Raw genomic sequence first — 17,905 nt, forward strand, 5'->3', positions numbered from 1 at the left:
TAAAATGAATGAAATAAGGCCAAAGAGGCCTATTCCTTCATCATTGTGGAGGAAATGATTAGGAAAGTCAATTTGACGGACAGGAAAATTCGATTATAACCGACTTACTCAGAATCACCCTATACATATAATAAGAATTAGGAAATACACGCAAGAAAAAACCATTTAACTTCAATCAGTTAAATGGTTCGAGAAAAGATCATTTGAATTTGATATCTTCCGGACGTATCGACATCAGTTCAATTTTGGAAGGCGTATTCACATATTGACTTAACAATCGCACGGCTTGATGCCGCATCGCTTTCTCCAAAATGTTCCTAACATATCTGGCATTACTAAATGCACGCCAAGTCATCGCTTTTTCATCGCTGAGGTGCTGCTTCAGCTTCGCAAGGGTTTGTGGCAGTAGGACATACTCCCGATCCTTCGCCATCAGCTCTGTAATTTGGATCAATTGATCGATGGGATAGTCCTCGAATTCAATTTGAATCGGAAACCGGGAAGGAAGTCCAGGGTTTGTTGCTAGGAACTGTTCCATTTCTTCGCTATAACCAGCCAGAATGAGAATAAACTCATTTTTCTTATCTTCCATCCCCTTCACTAACGCATCAATCGATTCCTTTCCAAAATCCTTTTCGCCGCCTCTTGCCAAGCTATACGCTTCATCAATAAACAGGACGCCGCCCATCGCTTTTTTCATTAAGTCACGCGTTTTCAGTGCGGTATGCCCGATGTATTCACCTACGAGGTCTGCACGCTCCACTTCAATGAAATGCCCCTTACTTAGCACACCCATTGCGTGAAACATACGACCTAGCAGCCGTGCTACCGTCGTTTTCCCTGTTCCAGGACTGCCCTTGAAAATCATATGGTACACATGAGCATTGCTCATAAGTCCGGCATCAACACGAAATTGGGAAATCTGGAGGAGCGCGTAAATCTCATGCACTAGCTCCTTGACATTTTCTAAGCCAATCAGTTGATTCAGCTCTTTGAAAATATCCGATAGCGGACCCTCCATTGGCGTCCTTTTGCCAGAGATCATCGGCTCGGCGTCGGCAAGGGGTGAAGCGCCTGACTGCCCACCTGATCCCTCAACAGTTCGCCGCTGACTGCCAGGTTCCGGCTGCCGTAAAACGATGTTGATTTGTCTGGATGGCAAGCTTCTACCACTCATGAGGATCACCTCGTTTACATGATGGATTATTAGTTCGTATCCACCATCCTACGCTTGTGTACGCCATTTTAGACCGTTGCCGACGGAGTTATACGAATTGGGTGGTGATCTCCTCATTCTAATTCTATATAATTGTCGTAAGGGTTCGATTTAAGGTCAGCATGCCAAGGGATGCATAAAAGCACAGCGCTCGATCATTAAATTCCCACACATTCAGCTCAAGTGATGCGGCATCGCGTTCTCGCGCCCACTGGGCGGAAGCATGATATAGTCCCTTGCCAATTCCTTTCCGCTGGTGCGCGGATGCAACCGCAAGCTCATTCAAATACGCATACCTGCGAGGGACAAGCGCTTCATAGCTTGGACTCTGTTTCATTTCTAACATGGCCACACCGACGACCTCAGACTCAAGTTCCGCCACGATAATCTCTTTGTCTATCTTATCTGAGAAGCTTCGATACCAGCCCATTGCCACTGCATGATCTAATCGAGCAAATCGATCTGGCAATGCCTCCGCATGCTCTTCTTGACCCTCACGAATGATGGCATTCACAGCTTCGTAGTCTTCCAACGTGGCCGATCGTAATCTAATTTCCAACGTAGATTTCCTCCTAAATATGAAATACGCAAATGATTCACTATATTTTTTAATGAGAAAATATTGAATTTTTATACATATAAATGTATATTTATGTAATACTTAATGGGATGGAGGCACCTTTTCATGCACACAGAACGTGATTTTTTCGAATTACTGGATCGTATAGCAGCAAATACTTGGCCAGCAGAAACCAGCACAATGGTTGATCATTGGCTCATCAGAGCTTCACAGGGTATAACCAAACGGGCAAACAGCGTATTTGCAATCGGGTCTTACCCCACAGATGAGAATTGGCTATCGCGTGTTGAACAATTTTACCATAGTCACGGATTACCTGCTATTTTTCATATTAGTAACGCCTCGCCCGAACATTTGGATAGCTTGCTAAAAGAGCAAGGGTACGAGTTAGATACCCCCTGTTATATGATGACGGCTGATAGTCGTCAGGTGGCTGCTTATGCTTTAGAGCGCCTTCAGAAACAATATCCTTCCTCCTTGTCACTCGATGTAGTGATTTCACAAACCGTAACGAAGGAATGGCTGGATGCATTCCTCTTTCTTGAAAAGTACCCCGAAGAACGTCGGAGCTTCTATCAAGGTTTATGTGAGCGGATGCCATTACCAAAAGCTTTCATTACATTAAAGGATCAAGGGCAAATTGTTGCACTTGGCACAGCCATTGTAGAGGGCGAATGGGCTGGCTTCGTCAATGTCATTGTGCACGAAGAACACCGCGGTAAAGGCTATGGATATGCTTTACTTCACGCATTGACTGAATGGAGCATTTCGCAAGGCGCTACCCAGCAATATTTGCAAGTAATCTCCAGCAACGAACCCGCAGTTTCTTTGTACAAAAAGCTGGGCTATCAAACGAAATATGGCTATCATTACCGCGTGAAGTATGATTTAGGTGCTCTTGTATCATCCTAACAAAGATTTTCTAGGATGAAAGGAGCCGATTACATGACTGCCACGAAGGAAAAACCTGTATTCCCGCCGCAGCACCAGAACCACCAACCAGGCATTGAGTCCGAAATGAAGCCACTTCCCGAATTTGAGAAAGCAAGCTATAAACCCGCTGGTAAGCTAAAGGATAAAGTCGCCATCATCACCGGGGGTGATAGCGGTATCGGACGCGCCATCGCTGTCGCATACGCCAAGGAAGGTGCCGATGTCATCATCGTCTACCTGAATGAACATAAGGACGCTGAAGAAACACATCGGCATGTGGAGCAAGCGGGCCGCAAATGTCTACATGTCGCAGGCGACATTGGTGATGAGAGCTTCTGCAAGCAGATTGTTGCACAAACCATTAAAGAGTTCGGGAAACTCGACATTCTTGTTAACAATGCTGCCGAACAGCATCCCCAGAAAAGCATTATAGATATTACGTCAGCGCAGCTTGAGCGAACGTTCCGAACCAATATTTTTTCCTATTTCTATATGACACAAGCCGCTCTTCCTCATTTGAAGTCTGGAAGTGCGATCATAAACACCGCATCGATCACAGCCTATCACGGGCATGAGCAATTAATTGATTATTCATCAACGAAAGGTGCTATCGTCACCTTCACACGCTCGCTCTCCCTCCAACTAAACGCCAAAGGCATTCGCGTGAACGGTGTCGCTCCCGGTCCGATCTGGACACCGCTGATTCCGTCCACGTTTACGGCACAGGAAGTTGAAGTATTCGGATCAACAACGCCGATGAAAAGGGCAGGACAGCCTAGCGAATTGGCTCCGAGCTATGTCTTTTTGGCCAGTGAGGACTCTTCCTATATGGCGGGGCAAATTCTACATATCAATGGCGGCGCCATCGTAAACGGCTAAATGAGAAAAAGCATGACAAGCAGCGGCTCCCCCGCTTCCCTGTCATGCTTTCTTTTTACCACAATAGAAAGACGTTTTCGGTTTCCGAAAACATCTTTCTATTTGGCGATAAAACCTACATCTAAACGCGGTCGCTCATCGTTGAATTACCTCGATAGAGGTTTTCTCATTTCAGTCCGAGCTTCAATTGCAGCTTGGTCAAGTACCAATTCGTGTACGCCAGCGTTTCCCTCGTATCATGATAAGGCATGAAGAGCACCTCTGACTTCGTTGAGGAAACAAGCGGATCTATGAAGCCAATTGTTTCTGCAATATCTTGCGAACGAGAGCCATGGAACTTATGGGTGATAATGATCGAGCTCACAAGCCCCTTTTCATCCATAATCTGCTTACTGAAAAGTAAATTCTCATACGTACTCGTCGCCTTCGGCTCGATGAAAATGCCAGCCTTTGGCACCCCATTTTTCACCAAATAGTCCCTCATTCCCTCAGCCTCTGTCAAAGTGGAGCCATTGTGATCCAAACCGCCTGTTACTATAAGATTCTTAAAACGCCCCTGCTTGTACAAATCCACGGCTAAGTCAAGCCGTTCTTGCAGACCCGGACTTGGCATGTCGTTACGCAAAGAAGCGCCTAATACAATACCTACATCTACTTGCTTCGGCAAGGCCTGATGAGGTCCCACCTGAACCTTCCACTGGATAAATGCAATCCAACCAACAAGCAGCGTAAAAGCGATCAAAATGAATTGAAACGTCCTTACAAATATACGATAGAGCTTAGATGGCGTTTTGCCTTTAGATGAGTTGGCTTTCTTCTTCGGTGGCGCGGGTGAGTGGGGACGTTGATTTTTGTTCATACTGGGCTTTGCCGTCATCCTTCCTACTCCTTATCCAAAAATGCGCTAACTTGCCGGAATAAAGCTGGCGCGTCCTCGCTCAAACAGATTAAATGATCCGATCTTGCATGCCAATGAAGCTCACGTTGCCCTCTAAGCTTGCTATAAATATACCGCGCACTTTGGGGATGAATGACTTGATCTCTCTCCGACTGCGCGATCAGTGTAGGCTTATTCACTTGACTCAGCTCTGGCTTCAGATGTCGGACAAGCCTCGTAAATTGCCAAGTAGCAACAAGTGGTGTTGATTTCCCTTTGATTAAACTGATTTTACGTTGATACTTCCATTCATCACGCAGGACGTTCAGCAACCTGCCTGGACTGACGTAAATGACAGCTGTGTTTAACAGGATGAGTCTCCGAACAGGGTAGCGAACAGATAGATAGGCGGCCAGAAGACCTCCCATTGAGAATCCCACCATATCAAATGAACCGTGGGTTTCTGTCATTTTCGCCGCATGCCATTCAGCTGCCTGCACCCAATCTTCCCAACGCGAAGCATGAAGCTGATGCCGGTTTTCTCCATTCCAAGGTAGGATGGGCACCTCACATAGCTGACCACGCTCTCGTAAATGCCGAGCTAATGGCTCAACCTCATAAGGTCCACCTGTAAATCCATGGAACAATAGGCACGGTTGTTTCATGTGATCCACTCCTATCCAGTATGAAAGCGTTCTTTATGTTAGTTTATTTTTCTTTGATCAAAATGGTGTTAATCGTTACCTTTTCTTTTGGCTTACTTGGGGAAGCCTCTCCACCCATTTCCACAGGTGTTTCTGCGATTTTCAAAATTGTGGCCATACTGTCTGCAGTAACTTTTCCGAAAATCGAATAATTCGGCTGACTGTTCAAATTAGCGCAATCCGCACCCGAGCAAATGAAAAATTGGCTGCCATTCGTATTCGCACCTGAATTCGCCATCGCCACCGTACCTGGTTCGTATTTATGTGTCGTTTTCAATTCATCAGCGAATTTATAACCTGGACCGCCTCTGCCCGTACCTTGTGGATCACCCGTTTGGATCATGAAGGTTTTAATAATACGGTGAAACGTCAAATTATTGTAAAACCCTTCTTTGGATAAGAAGACGAAGTTGTTTACCGTTTTCGGTGCTTCCTTGGCGTACAGATCAATGGTGAATGCTCCTTTGGATGTGGTCACTTCAGCCTGATACGTTTTGTTCGTATCAATGATCATGTCAGGCGCTTTGCTCCATTGCTTGGCTGCCGCTGGTGAAGCAGCAGGCGATGCGGTTGCAGCAGCCGTTGGTGCTTTGGTGCTAGTACCAGGCGTTGCTGTGCCGCCAGTCGTTTCCGTTGGTTTATTACCGCAAGCGGAAGAGATTAGTGTTAATGTAAGTAATGATGCGGTGATCAGCAGTTTGGACTTCATTGATTTAGTTGCATGTTTCATTGATTGGTCCTCCAGTTGGAATTTGTTTGATTTAAAAAGCTCCTGCAGCCGACTTTCGGCGGGAAAGAGCCGCTGTAACAACCTTTTTGGGCGTTACAGCTTGTCCGCGTCGGCCTACCGCAGCTGTAAGGCCCTTTTGGGGCCTTATAGTGCTCGTTTGGCCGACTACCGGCGGGAAAGAGCCGCTGTAACACCCATTTTGGGCGTTACAGCTTGTCCTGCGCCGGCCTGCTGAAGCTATAAGGCCCTTTTGGGGCCTTATAGTGCTCGTTCAGCCGACTACCGGCGGGAAAGAGCCGCTGTAACGCCCTTTTTGGGCGTTACAGCTTAACCGCGTCGGCCTACCGCAGCTGTAAGGCCCTTTTGGGGCCTTATAGCGCTCGTTTAGCCGACTACCGGCGGGAAAGCGCCGTTGTAACGCCCTTTTTGGGCGTTACAGCTTGTCCTGCGCCGGCCTGCTGAAGCTATAAGGCCCTTTTGGGGCCTTATTGTGCTCGTTCAGCCGACTACCGGCGGGAAAGAGCACATGTAACGCCCTTTTTGGGCGTTACAGCTTGTCCTGCGCCGGCCCACTGGAGCTATAAGGCCCTTTTGGGGCCTTATAGTGCTCGTTCAGACGACTACCGGCGGGAAAGAGCCATTGTAACGCCCTTTTTGGGCGTTACAGCTTAACCGCGTCGGCCTACCGCAGCTATAAGGCCCTTTTGGGGCCTTATAGCGCTCGTTCAGCCGCTTACCGGCGGGAAAGGCCATTGTAACGCCATTTTTGGGCGTTACAGCTTGTCCTGCGCCGGCCCGCTGGAGCTATAAGGCCCTTTTGGGGCCTTATAGTGCTCGTTCAGCCGACTACGGCGGGAAAACGCCATTGTAACGCCCTTTTTAGGCGTTACAGCTTAACCGCGTCGGCCTACCGCAGCTATAAGGCCCTTTTGGGGCCTTATAGCGCTCGTTCAGCCTACTTACAATCCGAGCTTCGGCTTGTCGTCAATCGGCTTGTTCGCCGGCGACGGCGTTGGACTTGGCTTTGGACTCGTCGATGGACTCGGAGTTGGGCTAGGCCCCGTTTCCGTTCCGGTGCCTGGTTTAACGGTTGCCCCAGGTGATGGTGATGGCACAGGCTTCCCACTAGGCGTCGGGGATGGATTCTGCCCATTACCAGGTGATGGTAATGGCGATCCCGATGGAGAAGGTGATGGAATGCCGCCGTTAGGCAATGAATCATCCTTCGGAATTTCGATTGAAACGACGTTGGACTTCGCCCCAGGGTTATTCGAATCCGTTTCAACAGGCACAACGTAATATTGATACGTTACACCGCTGTCAATGGTCGTGTCCTCGATTTGTGCTTTCGCTGTTTGAACAATCATCTTCGCTTCAGCCTCTGCAGCCGCTTTACGAAATACTTGATAGCTTACTTTCTCACCTAAAGAGGTCCACGCAAGCTTCACTTGCTTGATTTCAGGCACGTAAGTAGCCGTCACATCCGCAATCCCACTAGGTGGTTCTTTCAAATCTTCTACATTCGCAGGCTTCACGAACTTTGTGACTGGTTTATCTTTCAAGGACTCCGACATGATTTGCTTGAAAAGATCGGCTGTACTGCCACTTCCAACCGTCACATAGTGTTTGGAATCGACCTTATCGAAGCCTTGCCACACTGCCGCAGTCCATTCAGGCGTATAACCAACGAACCATACATCACGATCGTACTGTTCAATGCCTTTAATATCAAGTCCCGTTGAGCCTGTTTTTCCTGCAACTGGACGATTAAACTTCGCCTTGACACCCGTACCTCCTGTCTCTACAACACCTTGTAGCAACAGCGTCATATAGTAGGCAGTTGACGGCTGAATTACTTGCTTTTTCTCCGGCTTATACGCTGCAATTTCTTTGCCTTGCGCATCGGTTATACGTAGAATCGCATGCGTTTTATTCAGATTCCCTTGATTGGCAAAAGCTGTATAGGCTCTAGCCATTTGCAATGGCGATACCCCATCTGTTAGACCGCCTAACGCAACAGCTAAATTCTGATCCTTCTGTGCATTTAAGGTAATACCTAGCTTCTCAGCAAATTTGATCCCCGTCTTAACACCCATTTTACTCAATAACCATACAGGCGCCAAATTGTATGATTTCTTAACAGCTTCGAACATGGTCACTTGCCCATGTGTCTGACGATCATAGTTTTGTGGTGTGTACGAACCAAAAGACGTCTGCGTATCATCTAACAAAGAATATGGCGTATAGTTCCCACTATCCAACGCTGGTCCATAGACCGCAATCGGTTTAAATGAAGAACCTGGCTGTCTCTTCGAGTACACACGACTAAAGCCTTTGGTCTTATAATCTCGACCGCCGATTAAGCCCATAATGCCACCGGTTTTATTATCCAAAATAACCATGGAGCTCTGTATCTTTTGACCGTCTGATGCATCTTTTTGGAAAAAACTCGGATTGGCATAGGTCGTCTCTATGGTCTTCTGAGCCTTGATATTCATCGTTGTGTATATGCGGTAACCTTTGGTCAAAAGCTCATCTTCTTCGATGCCATACATGTCTTCCGCTTCATCCACAACATAATCCACGAAAGAAGCATATTCTTTCGTACCTGTGCTTACTGATGACGCAGGCGGATCATAATCAACAGCAGCGGCCTTAGCTCGCTCAGCCTCTGTAATATAGCCCTGATCAGTCATTAGTCTAAGAACAACGGCACGACGCTCTTTCGATAAATCAGGATGTGCTAGTGGCGAATATCGGGAAGGTGCTTTTGGTAAAGCAGCCAGTGTCGCCATTTCCCACACTTCCAAATCGTTCAAATTCGATTTACCAAAGTAAACCTTAGCTGCTGCCTTAATACCGTAAGCGTTACTTCCGAAGAAAATACGATTCAAATATTTCCCCAGAATCTCATCCTTCGTAAAGCGCTCATCGAGAGCAAACGCGATCGACATCTCCGTACCTTTTCGGAAAGCAGTCTTTTCCGAGCTTAGGAATACGTTTTTGGCAAGCTGCTGTGTGATCGTGCTTCCACCTTCAACATAACTCATGTGAATAATATCCGTGGCAAGTGCACGACCGATTGCTCTCAAATCAACACCAGAGTGTTCATTAAAGCGACGATCTTCCGTGGCGATAAAAGCTTGCTTCAGCCGCTCCGGAACATCTTTGATATTGACGCTTTCCCGATTTTCACCGCGATAAATTTTCGATATTTCGGTGGCCGGTTTGTCCTTCCCGTCCTTATCTTTTCCTTCCTCTTGCGCATAAATAAGGGTAGACTCTGTCGTACTGATAATTTTATCAATATTGGCATCTAAGATTTTAAATCCGCTCATGATGACAACAATATAAATCCCCGTCGCGCAGATGACAGCTACTATCGCAGCAATGATGGAACCCATAATGAGCTTACGTGCATTAATTCGTTTCTTCTTGGAGCCCTTATTATTGCTCTGTTTGGACTCCCTTGGCTTGGTTTGCGGCGCGGATGGATTTCTCGTAGGTTTATCCATGTTCACCAACTCCCTTACGTTTCGTTTCTCTCTAGATAGAAGATGAAACCAACAAAAGAACAACCTTTATACAAGGTTGCTCCCAAATGTTTCTATTCGGTTAGACGTTTCAGTCCATTAAAAAGTTGCAAAATGAAGCGATGTACAGATTATTCCGTTGCTTCTGCAGCCGCCATTAACGAGACAGCACGCTGAGGTGTGAATGTGGAAATAGCATGCTTGTACACCATTTGCTGACGGCCTTCACTGTCAATGATGATGGTGAAGTTGTCAAATGCACGAATAAGTCCTCTAATTTGAAACCCATTAGTTAAATAAACGGTTACGGGAATGCTTTCTTTACGCAGCTGATTTAGAAAATTGTCCTGAATATTAATGGTTCGGTTCATCAGTATGTCCCCCTTAATGGAATGAAACTTTCGCCAGACGGCGCTATTTTCTATTGGTGATATTTGTTAATAATATTCTATTTTATGTACAAACTTTCCTGCTAGTATATCACTAATCATTTCGAAATGGGCAGAAAAATTTGCTGTATCTGTTACATCAACCCAATCAATGTCCTTCATATGCCGAAACCAAGACAATTGACGCTTCGCAAATCGACGTGTATCCCGTTTAAGAAGGGTCACGGCTCCCTCGAAACTGAGTTCATGCTCCAAAAAACTGACGATCTCTTTGTAGCCAAGGGCTTGCATCGAAATGGCTGACTTTGGGGTTCCTGCGGCCAGAAGCGCTTGTACTTCTTCGACCAGTCCCTCCTGAAGCATCGCATCGATGCGTTCTTCAATCCGCTGATAGAGCAGTGCGCGATCCATCGTGAGCCCAATAATACATAGTTCGTAAGGAGATTCTTTTTTCTGGGAGGCCAAGTGAGCGGTCATCGTTTCTCCAGATATATGGAAAATCTCAAGTGCACGAATCACTCGTCTACGATCGTTCGCATGTAGTCGGTCTGCACTCTCAGGATCGATTTCACGCAGCTTGGCATGCAGGGCTTCTTCCCCATGTACATTCGCGAATTCTTCCTGCGCCTGCCGGAACTCCTCATCCATGCTGACATCAGTAAATTGATAATCGTAGCAAACCGATTCGATATATAATCCTGTACCACCTACGATAAAAGGCAGCTTGCCACGCGAGTGGATGTCATGGATTAAACCTTTCACTCGCTCTTGAAACTCTGCTGCAGAAAACGAATACGACGGATCATGAATGTCAATCAAATGATGCGGAACGACCTGCTGCTCCGCCTCACTCGCTTTGGCGGTTCCAATGTCCATGCCACGATATACCTGCATCGAATCACCAGAAATAATTTCACAATTGAAGCGCTGCGCAATTTCTAAGCTGAGCTTAGTCTTGCCAACTGCGGTGGGACCAAGTAGCACGAGTAATTTCGGCTTGGCTGATGGGGCTAACACAATCGAATCACTCCATACGTTGTTTTCGTTGTTGATCGTAACACATGCTCGAACCCGAGCCGGTCAAACTCAGTACTGTCTCTGTTTTCTTTGAGCACAATACTTTTGCGCGCAACACGTCTTGCTTCTGCGATCGAAGTGAAACTGACGGCTTCATCGTTCGCACGATGACGAAGAGGTGACATCGCATGCGACTCTTCAATTGGACTGCGAAACATAGGGTCAAAATACACGACATCTACACTTTGCGAATCTAATTGCTGCAAATAGGTAAGGTGATGTGTTCGCCTAACCTCAATACGTCTCATCGCTGCATTCAGCTCCGGTATTTCCGACTCATACTGTCCCAAGCCTTCTTGGATTAGCATCGCTGGGACCGCTTCGCTCTCTAGTGCTGTAACACGCCCTTCAGCGCCCACGACATAGGAGAAGACGATCGCATCCGACGCAAGCCCCGCAGTACAATCAATGATGCTGTCCCCGAGTACTGCTCCTGATGCCTCAATGAGTAAATCAGACTCTCCCCGCTGCATCCGTTTGACACGAACGAGGGACATGCTCGGATGGAAAAAAGTTGCAGGTTGGTCTTCTTCATAGTACCTGATCTCTTCTCTTGTCACAAGCAGAACGGAATTATCCTTATAATTTCTCCTAAGAAGTTCCAAAGAATACTTCTTGCGGGGCACAATTCTGCCGCCATATAAAGTTGATAAGCGTGCGGCCTCCGCCACCAATTCGGGGGACGGATTATACGAAGTTGTCACTAACACAGGGTTACATCACTCGCTTAAACATTTTTTCTAACTCATACGTTGTAAAGCTAACAACTATCGGTCGTCCATGTGGACACGTATAAGGGTTCCTGCAGCCAGCAAGCCGATCAATCAACGTCTCCATCTCCAACATGCTAAGGCCTTGATTAGCCTTAATTGATGCCTTACAGGAGCACATGATCGCTGCCTTCTCGCGCAGCTTGGCGATATCCAGGGCTTTACGGTCCGAGATGACAAGCTCGCACATCTCTTCGACGATAGCCTTTTCTTCCCCTGATGGAAACCAGTGTGGATGTGCGCGTACAAGGAACGTATTACCGCCAAAGGCCTCCATATACACGCCTACTTGTTCAAATAAAGCAAGTTTATCAGAAATTACGCCCGCTTCAGACGGGGTAAATTCCAATGTGATCGGAACAAGTAATTCTTGGCTCGCCTCAGCAGGATTGCCAAAACGCTTATAAAAATATTCATAATTGATGCGTTCATGTGCCGCATGTTGATCAATCAGGTACAAACCTGACTCATTCTGTGCAATTAAATAAGTGCCATGCATTTGTCCGATCGGATCCAATCTCGGAAAAGTCGGAAGTTTAGGTGCATCGCTATCCTCACCAGAAGGCATCAAGTCCATAAATGCTTCATTCGTGCGGCGTTGCTGCTGGATCGAGATGTTTCGATATGACGCGTCGCTCGCAGGCGTGTAGTTCTGTTTGCTTGATTGCGCCCGTTGTGGAGCATAGCCTGAATCCGATGGTGAACTGCTACTTGGATACGTATCGACAGATGCCTGTTGTTGACTAGGAGACGTCAATGAAGGTGGCGCAGGCTGACGATAGGCTGGAGCTGTTTCTTTAATCTGCGGCAGCGTCCACTGGTTGTCAGGTCTTTCCACAGCCCTTGCTTCTCTCAATACTTTCGAATCCTCTGAATCCTTATGATCCTTAAAAAATTCCGCATCCAGCTCAATTGACGAGCTGCGGTTTTCTTTGGGTGTCTCGACGGTTCGTGAGAGTTCCAGCTGCTCCTGAACGTAAGCGCCTTTCGGCACGGATGTCGTTTTGATTCCAGTAGGAATCAGCACCTGTCTGCCGAATAGCCGCTTCACCTCGGCTTCGATCAACGCCGTTAGCTCCGCTTCCTTACTGAAGCGGACCTCTAGCTTGGATGGATGCACGTTGACATCCACAAGAGCAGGGTCCATCCCAATGTGTAGCGCAGCCACGGGGAAACGGTTGATCGGCAGCAGGGTATGATATCCCTGCAGCAGCGCTTGATTCAGCGCAAAGTTGCGCACATACCGACCATTGACTATGGTCGAGATGCCGCCGCGATTCGCGCGAGTCATTTCGGGCTTGGCGACAAAGCCCGAGATCGTATAATCCAAGCTTTCCACTTGGAGTGGAAGCATTTGCTTGGCAACCGCCGTGCCGTAGATACCGGCAATGACTTGGAGCAGATCCCCGTTCCCTAATGTTTGGAGCAGCACATTGCCATTATGCTTTAAAGTGAAAGCAATGCCAGGATGCGCGAGCGAAAGACGATATAAATAATCGGAAATGTGTCCCAGCTCTGTCTGGATCGTTTTCATATATTTCAGTCTAGCTGGCGTGTTATAAAATAAATCCCGCACAGTCACTTCAGTTCCGCGCGATGCAGCTGTTTCTTCCACAGTGCGAATCGTGCCGCCTTCGATGGTTATTTTCCTTCCCAGTCCATCCATCGTCGCACTTGTTACACACTCGAGTCTGGAGACAGACGCGATACTCGGCAAGGCTTCACCTCGGAAGCCTAACGTGCGAATCGAGAACAGATCCTTGCTAGTCGCTATCTTACTCGTGGCATGCCGCTGAAAAGCTAATTCACAATCCTCAAGTGCCATACCAGATCCATTATCGGACACTCGAATTAAGCTCAAGCCGCCCTCTTCAATCGTGACATCAACACGGGTACTCCCCGCATCAACCGAGTTTTCAACCAGCTCTTTCACGACCGATGAAGGCCGCTCCACCACTTCACCTGCTGCAATTTGGTTCGCAATATGCTCGCTTAAGAGCTGAATTTTGCCCATCGACTTAGTTCCCCTTTATAGCCTGTATAGAAACATTATCACCTTGATGATTGACCTTTAGCTGTGGAAAATAATCATCAAACAGATCTACATTTACATAGCTTGTACCGTTTTCAATAATCAACTTATCCGTTTCAATCGGAAACGCATGCGTTCCCTTTTCATCCGTGATGTCAACGGTACGATTCGTATTATTCCATGTAATCTTGGCCCCAATAAGAGCCGCAAGTCCTCGTGCCGAAGCAAAAAACTTACCCTCTTCCTTGAAGCTGCCAAAGCCATAGCCAACGTCAACGCCGTTATACGTCACCCCGTGTTTCGTGAACATCACGCTGATGTCCGAAATACCTGTTTCATGCAGGGCTGTGATGAACTGTGCCGATACCCCGTCAACCTGCATGTCTGGTGTAATGCCTACTTTGTTCACTTTTCGCTTATTCGGTGTTAAGTATTCTTGTACAGTGACCTTCAACACACTAAGATCTGGCAACTTGAAAAGCTGCTGCACGCTTCCTTTTCCAAATGTTTGCATACCGATCACTTTCGCGACCCCATAGTCCTGCAAAGCGCCCGAAAGCACCTCTGAAGCACTTGCACTATTTTCATTAGCTAAAATATACACAGGAATCGCAAGCGGATTTCCATCCTTAATGAACACAGGATCATCGACACCATCGCGATCCCTCGTATGAATAAGGACGCCTTCCTTTACAAAATGCTTCGCAATGTTTGTCGCGGTTTCGAGATAACCGCCAGGATTGTTACGAACATCTAGGATTAACGACTTCAATCCTTCGGCTTGAAGCCTACTCAGTTGTTTGTCGAATTCATCATCAGCTTCATCTGAAAAGTCCGTGATTTGCACATAACCAACACCATTTGTAAATGTATTACTATACACTTCTGGAGAATTTACAGCCTGGCGAGTAAGCTCAAATGTTATTTCTTTATCTCCGCGCAGCACGGTAACCTTCACTTGAGTACCTGTGACACCGATAATTTTATTCCGAATCTCGTCAATCGAAGTGGTCGAAGCAGGTTCGCCATCAATCGCTCGAATATAATCATCCCGCTGCAAGCCAGCAGCCTCGGCTGGTGAGCCTGGGATTGTTTTCGATACAAACACACCTGTATCATCCAGCCCAATCACACAGCCTACACCTTCAAAGCTATTCTCCAGCGAATTGGAAAATTGATCGTAGTCCTGTGGAGTGAAAAGAACCGTATAGGGATCCTTCAATCCCTTGATCATTTGCTCAATACTTAGATTCGCAAGCGCTGCTAGCGTAACACCGCTCACATGGTTTTCGGCAAGCGTTTTTCGCACGAGAACGGTTTGTAGATCTTCTTGAGCCATTGCACTTACTGGCATAACGACGGCTAGAGCCGATGCTAGTGCTAAAGTAGCCTTCAAAGCTTTCTTGCTCAGTGGTGTTACCTTCATGTGCATATCCCCGTTCAATTGAGATCTAATGAGTAGTCTATTGCAACCAGTGTTTTACTGCAGTTTTCGCTTCCATTCATAGACTAAATTGAGCGCCTGCAGAGGCGTCATATTGATGAGATCAATGCCCTTCAACTGGTCGAGCACTAGTTGAGATTTGCCGTCATGCTTCTTCTTGACGACAGCTTCGGCAGGGCTGTCCTCTTCGAAGAGGGACAGCTGTCGGATCGGAGCTGCCACGGGTTCGTAAGCAGCAGGAGCCTCAGCGGCCACCGGTTCCATGGTGGCCACTGCTTTATGTGCTTGCGGTACTACTGACGTCGCCGCGCGCTCTTCAAAGCCATTCAGCAGCGCGTACGAGCGCTGAATGATCGCATCCGGCAGCCCGGCGATTTCGGCACAATAGATGCCGTAACTCGTGCTTGCTGCCCCAGGGATGAGCTTGCGCAGGAAGGTCACCTGCCTGCCGCTTTCTTTCACCGCCATGCAGTGATTGCGCAGATGCACAAGGCTCTCTTCTAAATGTGCGAGCTCATGAAAATGCGTCGACACGAGCGTCTTGCAGCCGATACGATCATGTAGGAATTCAATGACGGCCTGTGCGATCGCCATACCTTCACCTGTCGAGGTGCCGCGTCCCAGCTCATCAATGATGACAAGGCTCCGACTCGTCGCCTTCTCTGTCATGACCTGGATGTCCATCATCTCGACCATGAACGTACTCTGCCCGCCGATAAGATCATCAGCAGCGCCGATCCGCGTGAAGATCCGGTCCGTGACCGGGATGCGCGCGGAGCTGGCAGGCACGAAGCAGCCGATCTGCGCCATGAGGCAGATCACAGCTACTTGCCGCATATACGTACTCTTACCGGCCATATTCGGCCCGGTAATGAGCAGGATGCGGCCCTGCTCTTGCAACAGGCTCGTCCCGTTCGCGATGAACGAGCCGTCCTGGATGACAGCCTCCACCACAGGGTGTCGGCCGTCTTCAATGGCAAGATCAAAGCCTTCGCCGATCTCCGGCTTGCGGAAGTGATGCGCCGCGCTGACCGTCGCCAGCGATTGGTACACATCGGCGGTGGCAATGACCTCCGCCAGCTTCTGCAATCTGGAGATATGCTTCGAAATCCGGTCGCGAAGCTCCGTAAACAATTCATACTCCAGATCGATCATTTTATCCTGCGCTTCCAGAATGAGCGCTTCTTTCTCTTTGAGCTCCGGCGTAACGTAACGCTCTGCATTCGCTAGCGTCTGTTTACGCTCATAACGCCCTTCCTGCAGGGCAGACATGTTGGCCTTCGTTACCTCGATAAAGTAGCCGAACACTTTGTTGTAACCGATTTTGAGCGACTTAATGCCCGTTGCTTCACGCTCTTGGCGCTCTAGCTCCGCAATCCATTGCTTCCCGTTCTTGCTAGCTTCACGAAGCTGATCTAAGTAAGGCTGATAGCCTTCGCGAATCATCCCGCCGTCACGAATCGAAACTGGGGGCTCGTCCTCAATGGCATTGGCAATCCAAGACATCACATCATCACAGACGTCCATATTTTCAACGAGTTTTCGCAGCGTTTCAGAACCTGATGCGGCGCACAACTGTTGCAGCATCGGAACTTGCTGTAAGGAGTGCTTCAGAGCAATCATATCTCGGGCATTTGCATTGCCATAAGAGATTCGGGCGACCAAACGCTCCAAATCATAGACTTCCTTCAGCGCCTGCTTCACATCTTCACGTACAATGAATTGATTGTAGAGGAGATTAACTGCTTCCAACCGTTCTTCAATACGAGCCACGTTCATAAGCGGCTTCTCGATCCATCGGCGCAGCATACGCGCGCCCATGGCGGTTACCGTTTTGTCCAAAAGCCACAATAACGACCCTTTTTTGGCACGTTCACGAACCGTTTCAACAAGCTCTAAATTGCGACGGGTAAAGGGATCCATCGTCATAAATTGATCTGGCTCATAGATGCGAATGTGCTTCACGTGCGTGAGCGCTCTTTTTTGCGTTTCTTTCAAGTAGGCAAGGAGCGAGGCTACGCCTTGTCGAGAGAGGCTAGATAAAGCCGATAAGGCGGCATCTTCTGTGAAATGCTCATCAAGCAGCCCTTCGTCTGCCTTGGTCCACTCCGTAAGCACCATATTTCGGCCCCACGCTGCACCAGACTCACGAATCGTTGTCAGTAAAGCTGGACTGGTTACAATCTCAGATGGATTATATACGTTCAACTCGTCAACCACGAGTTCCCAAGCATGAGGCAATTCTGTCGTATAGAGCTCACCGGTCGAAATATCACAGGCTGTAAACGCATAGCCATGCGCTTGGTCTACGATAGATACGATGTAGTTATTGACGGATTCGCCTAGCAGCTTACTATCCATGACTGTACCTGGTGTAACGATCCGTACAATTTCTCTGCGTACAACACCTTTGGCCTCAGCGGGATCTTCCACTTGCTCACATATGGCGACTTTGTAGCCTTTCTCAATTAAGCGGGACATATAGTTGTCTGCCGCATGATGCGGGACGCCGCACATCGGAATTTTCTCTTCGCCGCCGCCTTCACGGCCTGTTAACGTAATCTCTAATTCACGTGATGCATTAATCGCATCTTCAAAAAACATCTCATAGAAATCGCCCAAACGAAAAAACAAAAAAGCATCTGGGACCTGTGCCTTCACGGCTAAGTATTGCTGAATCATCGGCGTATATGTAGCCAACTTGCGTTCCTCCAACCTGTTCCATCATAAATGGTGAACTC

At 47.8% G+C, this 17,905-nt stretch carries 14 protein-coding genes; 2 read left to right on the top strand and 12 right to left on the bottom strand.

Features of this window, described 5'->3' with window-relative positions:
• Positions 1-199: 199 nt before the first annotated feature.
• Positions 200-1,177, bottom strand: coding sequence for an AAA family ATPase (locus tag AC58PQ_RS00870; RefSeq protein WP_497240115.1), 978 nt, complete (start codon positions 1,175-1,177; stop codon positions 200-202).
• Between the two features lie 124 nt (positions 1,178-1,301).
• Positions 1,302-1,775, bottom strand: coding sequence for a GNAT family N-acetyltransferase (locus AC58PQ_RS00875; RefSeq protein WP_497240116.1), 474 nt, complete (start codon positions 1,773-1,775; stop codon positions 1,302-1,304).
• Positions 1,776-1,901: 126 nt separating this feature from the next.
• Between AC58PQ_RS00875 and AC58PQ_RS00880 the strand changes: the two genes are divergently transcribed.
• The gene (locus AC58PQ_RS00880) at positions 1,902-2,708 is read left to right on the top strand and encodes a GNAT family N-acetyltransferase (protein WP_497240117.1); all 807 of its coding nucleotides are present in this window, start codon (positions 1,902-1,904) and stop codon (positions 2,706-2,708) included.
• Positions 2,709-2,741: 33 nt separating this feature from the next.
• Positions 2,742-3,608: an SDR family oxidoreductase gene (locus AC58PQ_RS00885; protein ID WP_497240118.1), complete on the top strand. Its 867-nt coding sequence runs from the start codon at positions 2,742-2,744 to the stop codon at positions 3,606-3,608.
• Between the two features lie 166 nt (positions 3,609-3,774).
• Here the strand turns inward: AC58PQ_RS00885 and AC58PQ_RS00890 are convergent, their stop codons facing one another.
• The 10 genes from AC58PQ_RS00890 to mutS all read right to left on the bottom strand — a co-directional run bounded on the left by AC58PQ_RS00890 (position 3,775) and on the right by mutS (position 17,864).
• Entirely contained in the window at positions 3,775-4,485 is a 711-nt protein-coding gene (locus AC58PQ_RS00890; protein ID WP_497240119.1) for a YdcF family protein, read from the bottom strand.
• 5 nt (positions 4,486-4,490) lie between these two features.
• Entirely contained in the window at positions 4,491-5,150 is a 660-nt protein-coding gene (locus AC58PQ_RS00895) for an alpha/beta hydrolase (protein WP_477591389.1), read from the bottom strand.
• Between the two features lie 43 nt (positions 5,151-5,193).
• Positions 5,194-5,919, bottom strand: coding sequence for a peptidylprolyl isomerase (locus tag AC58PQ_RS00900; protein WP_497240120.1), 726 nt, complete (start codon positions 5,917-5,919; stop codon positions 5,194-5,196).
• 959 nt (positions 5,920-6,878) lie between these two features.
• A complete protein-coding gene (locus AC58PQ_RS00905; protein ID WP_497240121.1) occupies positions 6,879-9,434 on the bottom strand; it encodes a transglycosylase domain-containing protein in 2,556 nt (851 codons plus the stop codon).
• A 149-nt stretch (positions 9,435-9,583) separates the two neighbouring features.
• Positions 9,584-9,823, bottom strand: coding sequence for an RNA chaperone Hfq (hfq, locus tag AC58PQ_RS00910; protein WP_477591392.1), 240 nt, complete (start codon positions 9,821-9,823; stop codon positions 9,584-9,586).
• A gap of 66 nt (positions 9,824-9,889) precedes the next feature.
• On the bottom strand, positions 9,890-10,858 hold the full coding sequence (gene miaA, locus AC58PQ_RS00915; RefSeq protein ID WP_497240122.1) for a tRNA (adenosine(37)-N6)-dimethylallyltransferase MiaA: 969 nt from the start codon (positions 10,856-10,858) through the stop codon (positions 9,890-9,892).
• Complete coding sequence (locus AC58PQ_RS00920) at positions 10,852-11,628, bottom strand: class I SAM-dependent methyltransferase (protein WP_497240123.1); 777 nt, start codon at positions 11,626-11,628, stop codon at positions 10,852-10,854. Before AC58PQ_RS00920 ends, miaA begins: the two co-directional genes overlap by 7 nt.
• A 4-nt stretch (positions 11,629-11,632) precedes the next feature.
• Positions 11,633-13,702 carry a DNA mismatch repair endonuclease MutL gene (gene mutL, locus AC58PQ_RS00925; protein WP_497240124.1) on the bottom strand — a complete coding sequence of 690 codons (2,070 nt, stop codon included), beginning with the start codon at positions 13,700-13,702 and terminating at the stop codon, positions 11,633-11,635.
• 4 nt (positions 13,703-13,706) lie between these two features.
• Positions 13,707-15,146 carry a S41 family peptidase gene (locus AC58PQ_RS00930; protein WP_497240125.1) on the bottom strand — a complete coding sequence of 480 codons (1,440 nt, stop codon included), beginning with the start codon at positions 15,144-15,146 and terminating at the stop codon, positions 13,707-13,709.
• A 54-nt stretch (positions 15,147-15,200) separates the two neighbouring features.
• Positions 15,201-17,864, bottom strand: a complete 2,664-nt coding sequence (mutS, locus tag AC58PQ_RS00935) for a DNA mismatch repair protein MutS (protein ID WP_497240126.1) — start codon at positions 17,862-17,864, stop codon at positions 15,201-15,203.
• Positions 17,865-17,905: the final 41 nt, after the last annotated feature.

The organism is Paenibacillus sp. J22P143 (assembly GCF_059692035.1).